Source organism: Rhizobium sp. SJZ105 (assembly GCF_007828365.1).
In the GTDB taxonomy this organism is placed as follows: Bacteria; Pseudomonadota; Alphaproteobacteria; order Rhizobiales; family Rhizobiaceae; genus Agrobacterium; species Agrobacterium tumefaciens.
Genome location: NZ_VIUP01000034.1, coordinates 1 through 4749 on the forward strand (window position 1 = coordinate 1; position 4749 = coordinate 4749).

Below are 4749 nucleotides of genomic sequence, written 5' to 3' on the forward strand. Positions count from 1 at the left end.
TTACGCAATATGAAACATGCCATCGCAATTCTCGGTCTGATCACCGTCTCCAGCCCGGCTTTCGCAGCATCGTGCGAGAAAAACTTCACAGTCTCTGGTGTGCCGATGGTCACGGCTGTCTCTTACAAATCCTTTCAGGAACTGCCGAAAGCCAAAGCACCCGCTGTCCTTCAAAAGCTCGCCCAGGCCGTCGCAGCAGAAGGTTTTTCAGGTATCCAGATCAACAAGGCACTGTCGTCAATCGATGCCCATCAGGAAACCAGCGGAAGCGGCAGAATTCAGACGCTGCGCGTTGTCGCCCGCCAGAAAGGCGCCGCTGTCCGGATCGATGCTGTTTTCAACATTCAGGCAGGACAGATCGCCGATAAGGACGTCATCCGCAAGGGCATCTGCGACATCATAAAAGGCGTGTAAGCCAAGGCTTGAAGACACCCGGTACAGCAGCCCTCGAAGCTGGCCTTGCAATCTCCGCAGCCGGCAACAGGCGGCGCGAAAGGAACTAAGCGCCGCCTGCCGGGCTCTATCAGGACTTCATGTTCAGCAACTCAGGAAAATCGTAGTACCGCAGCCGCTTGTCACGGCAGCGGTAGTCATTCTTTGAGGCGTCCACGCTCACGTTGTGTTTTAAGGCTACGCCGATATAGGACCAATTCGGATCGGCACGTTCCGCCGTCCGCGTGCAAAAAGCATAAATCCGCCTTTCAGGATCGAGCAGCACTACGCTCGAAATTTCGGCTTTCGTGAAATCTCCGGGTTTGATGGTTCCGCGCAATGCGTCCACGTAGTCACGTTTAATCGATTTGGACGGAGGGCGCTGCGAATCCAAAACCGATTGTGGTGCCGGAGTTTGGCAGCCAGTCAATGACATCGCGGCAGCACAGAGAAGTAAAGCTGTCCTCATTCAATTCAATCCCCAAAAAATCAAAGCACAACACGCACAATGTAGAGGCGGCGTTGTTCGTCAGACACAGCCTGCCGTCGTCGAAAAAAGCGGGTGAATGCTTCCCAGCGTCCGTCCTTCCTGCCTTCTACGAACACAAGAATATCGGGAAGCTTCAAAGCTTTTCCAGCTTGGCAAGAAAAAAGCGATCACTCCAAAGATCCGTGGATTTAAGCTCAGCTGGACGAAGAAACCGCCGAACATCCCCGGCAGCCTCTTTCCAGTCGATACGTTTGATCGTTTCTGAAAGAGCCGTTTTCAGCCAGGCAGCATCTACATGGACAGTCTCATCTCCCGCCCATGGACCGGCCTGCATCAGCGCATTGCGCAAAAGGTCCAGATTCGGCGAAACGCTGCGAGACACATACCAGGAGAAGTCAAACCAATCACGCCCCTTGAGAAAACCACGACATAGCAGAGCGTGTATCTTGAGCGCAAAATTGGAAGGTAAATCCTGGTGGCGGACCTCATAATCAGCCGGAAAATCAAGATAGGTAGTTGCCTCACCCGATCCCGCAGGCGGGTTAACGTCGATCTCAAGCTTGATACGAATTGTTTTGGGTCTCCCTCTTCCCACAAAGGACAGATCCAATTGGCTCGCAACGGAGTCATCCTTGATAACGGCCTGCCGGATCGCCGTGTCCATCCGCACCTTGGGATGCGCCTCCAGCTCCAGGCCGAACTGGCTGACAACATCCGTCAGAACCTTAAGATAAGGAGACCAGTTGAAGCCGGCGTCGGGGACCCGTAGAAGGAAATCGAGGTCCTCGGAAAAACGGGGCAGGCCATGAAGAATGCGAAGGCTTGTGCCCCCCTGAAAAAGAGCCACATCGAAAAAATCGCCTCGCCACAAAGCGTAGAGTACAACCTCCTGGAGTATCTCCTTGACGGCATTCTCTTCCTCTATCGCACTCTCTGCCGCATATTGCCGAAGCTTGTCCCGGATAATTTCAATCATGCCCTGACCTCAAGATCAGACAGACGCCCCAAAGGCATCACCGCGCCTTCCAGCGCCCGGAGAAAGGCATTCGCAGCCTTGTGCTTGTACACAGGCTTCAATGCAGTAAAATCCTTGCGTCGCAATCCGAAAAGGGCATCTTCCTCGATCCTCATACCAACCGTCAGCCATTCAAGCCCGCTCCACTCAATCTTGCGAAGCGCTACCAGATCCATAAGTGCCCGAAGAGGCTGGGCGACAAACGCGATCGAACCTTTGAGCGGGACACGGTCAACGCTCGTCATGAACCGGTATTCGTTGATCGCCAGAGGATGATAGCTGAAGGTCCCAAACCCGGGCGTCGAAAAATCCTGGCTTTTGCGACCAGGTGAGACACTGGCGGTAACAAACACCGCCTCTGGAATCCATCCATGGAACGACAGTGCTGTTTCGAAAGAGATATAGCTCCCCGGCACGAGGTTTTGGGCGACGGCAAACGGATGAACCGGGTCACGTCGATAGCGTCGCGCCAGCACATAACAACCACGCTTCAAGCGGATGAGAGACCCGTCTTTCAAAGCGCGGTTGACAAGGCCATAACGGCGCGCGTCACTGCCGCCCAGCAACTCGGCGAGTTGCCGGTCATTCAGAAACCGATCAGCCAATCCGGCTGCAGAAATCTGGTCTACCAACGAAGACATAATTATTGATACTTCCAATTTATGAAAGTTTCAAGAATTTTTATAATCTTGCGACAGGTGCCGGAACCTGTCCCCATTCACTGAACCCAGCCCGAGAGCTTCTTTCTCGATGGCCCAGGCAAAGCTGTGCTTTCCAGCACCGGGAAAAGAGATCCCTAGTGGCCTGCTATCACAACGCGGGAGCATCATAGAAAAGATCACGACAGTTCAGCCAAAGAGGGCAGTCTCGTCTGCTGTTGGCCAATATTGTTGAAAAAGTCCGAGGCGCCCTTTTAAGCGTAAGCGCTTTTTCACTCACACGTTGTCCGTCATGCTTGGTCTCTCTGGGAACTTGGCTACGTGAGAGGACGGTGCGTCCGCGCGAAAGCGAGATATTACGGTTGCCGCAAGACGCTCTAGCCTACGGTGTTGCAAAATTCGGGCAAACTCATCTCGTCGTGATTGGGAGTTTCGCGAAGGTAGCTCCAAAATAGTTGCTATTGGCCGTGGCGATGATAAACAAGAATTCCGGCGCCATTCCAAAAGGACAATATCATGCCGGATTTCCCCACCTTTATTCTATTTGCCGCTGCGTCACTTGTGCTAACCGCAACACCGGGGCCGGATATGTTGCTCATCGCCTCTCGTAGCGTGAGCCAAGGGCGTTCCGCCGGGTTTCTTACGTATGCAGGGATAGCCGTCGGCACATACTGTCACGCCATCGCTGCGGGACTTGGACTGTCACAACTCTTTCTGGCTGTTCCCACTGCCTATGAAGTCGTTCGATTTGCGGGCTGCATCTACCTGATTTATCTCGCCTACAAGACAGTTCGCTCTGAAGGTGCAGCTTTTGCCCCAACGTCCGCGCTCAAGCGCCTTTCAAACAGGCGAATATTCACGGAAGGTCTCGCCACAAATATCCTTAATCCGAAAATGGCGCTGTTTGTGCTGGCACTTCTCCCGCAATTTATTGCCCCTTCGGGCGGCTCAATGCTCTTGCAGATGGTCTTATTGGCCACCGTTTTGAACGGGGTGGGATTCCTGGTGAATGGCACAGTCATCCTTTTGGGAGGTCACATCCGGAACCGACTTTCTGCCATGCGCCGCTTTCCTAAGATTCCTCAGTATCTGCTTGCAACCGTATTTGCTGGATTGGCATGCCGGTTGGCTCTCAGTACGCGACCATGACCTGTTGAAGGAAGGCCAGCCTGTCACAAAACTTGGTCGCGGAAATCGAAGTTTCGCTACCGAGTTTTGCAACGATATGGCGTCTACTTCAGGCCGACGAGACTGAGCACGGTTACACTGGCCGATAATTCCAAGGCAGCAGTTCACCGATCCGCCTCTGCTTGTGGCCGTAGACTATGGCCGTGAGCGCGGCGGTCAGATAGGCTAGTGGATCAACAGCATTGAGTTTGCACGCTTATGCCGACCGGCGAACTATGCCGATTAATCAACTTTTTGCCAACGTTTCCGGCACCATAGCGGCCGCCTAGTCGGCATAGCTTAGGGTCTCCCCGTCGCAATTAACGCGAAGGAGAGGACATATGAACGCAACTGACTAGCTGGTCTACGGCCCGTATGGGGAGTTTGTATGAATAGCCCCGAGTTTCGTAGACACCCTCGGGTTAGATTTTCTGCTGCCTTTCGAACTCGACGGGCGACAGCATCCCGTTCCTGACGTGTTTGCGTTTCGGGTTGTAGAACATCTCGATGTAGTCGAACACATCCTGGCGAGCTTCATCGCGAGAACGGTAGACCCTTCGACGTATTCTCTCTCGCTTCAGAAGATTGAAGAAGTTCTCGGCCACCGCATTGTCGTGGCAGTTGCCGCGTCGGCTCATCGAGTGAACCAGATTGTGGTGCCTGAGGAACGAGGCCCAGTCCATGCTGGTGAACTGCGAACCGTGATCCGAATGAATCAGCACCTTGTCCTTCGGCTTTCGCCTCCACACCGCCATGAGCAGAGCCTGCAGTACGACGTCCGTGGTCTGTCGGCTCTGCATCGCCCAGAAGAGAGGAGAAAAGGCCAATCCCTCGACCAAAGCCTGATCAGAAAACCATACTCAGAAGTGGCTCACTTCTCGGTGGAAAAACGGGGATGCGGACTAAAACTTGGACCACCAGGAGGTAGTTCATGTATTCCCATGCTGACAGAATTCGCGCGGTCGAGCTGTATATCAAGCTCGGCA

The 4749-nt window shown here is 53.7% G+C and carries 5 protein-coding genes and 2 pseudogenes; 2 read left to right on the top strand and 5 right to left on the bottom strand.

All coding sequences use genetic code 11. The features are described 5' to 3' along the window. Positions 1-9 precede the first annotated feature (9 nt). Entirely contained in the window at positions 10-414 is a 405-nt protein-coding gene (locus FB593_RS27280; RefSeq protein WP_003518904.1) for a hypothetical protein, read from the top strand. A gap of 109 nt (positions 415-523) precedes the next feature. On the opposite strand, the gene FB593_RS27285 is transcribed toward FB593_RS27280, so the two are convergent. The 3 genes from FB593_RS27285 to FB593_RS27295 all read right to left on the bottom strand — a co-directional run bounded on the left by FB593_RS27285 (position 524) and on the right by FB593_RS27295 (position 2578). Then, the gene (locus FB593_RS27285; RefSeq protein ID WP_035253150.1) at positions 524-901 is read right to left on the bottom strand and encodes a hypothetical protein; all 378 of its coding nucleotides are present in this window, start codon (positions 899-901) and stop codon (positions 524-526) included. Positions 902-1055: 154 nt separating this feature from the next. Beyond that, on the bottom strand, positions 1056-1898 hold the full coding sequence (locus FB593_RS27290) for a nucleotidyl transferase AbiEii/AbiGii toxin family protein (RefSeq protein ID WP_111851491.1): 843 nt from the start codon (positions 1896-1898) through the stop codon (positions 1056-1058). Continuing rightward, the gene (locus FB593_RS27295; protein ID WP_145167648.1) at positions 1895-2578 is read right to left on the bottom strand and encodes a type IV toxin-antitoxin system AbiEi family antitoxin domain-containing protein; all 684 of its coding nucleotides are present in this window, start codon (positions 2576-2578) and stop codon (positions 1895-1897) included. The genes FB593_RS27290 and FB593_RS27295 overlap by 4 nt, the downstream gene beginning before the upstream one ends. Positions 2579-3112: 534 nt before the next feature. Between FB593_RS27295 and FB593_RS27300 the strand changes: the two genes are divergently transcribed. Beyond that, positions 3113-3745, top strand: a complete 633-nt coding sequence (locus tag FB593_RS27300) for a LysE family translocator (RefSeq protein ID WP_113043057.1) — start codon at positions 3113-3115, stop codon at positions 3743-3745. Between the two features lie 112 nt (positions 3746-3857). Here FB593_RS27300 and FB593_RS27305 read toward each other — a convergent pair. Next, positions 3858-3977: pseudogene (locus tag FB593_RS27305) on the bottom strand (transposase domain-containing protein); the annotation flags it as partial. Between the two features lie 208 nt (positions 3978-4185). Further along, positions 4186-4569: pseudogene (locus FB593_RS27310) on the bottom strand (IS3 family transposase); the annotation flags it as partial. Between the last annotated feature and the right edge of the window lie 180 nt (positions 4570-4749).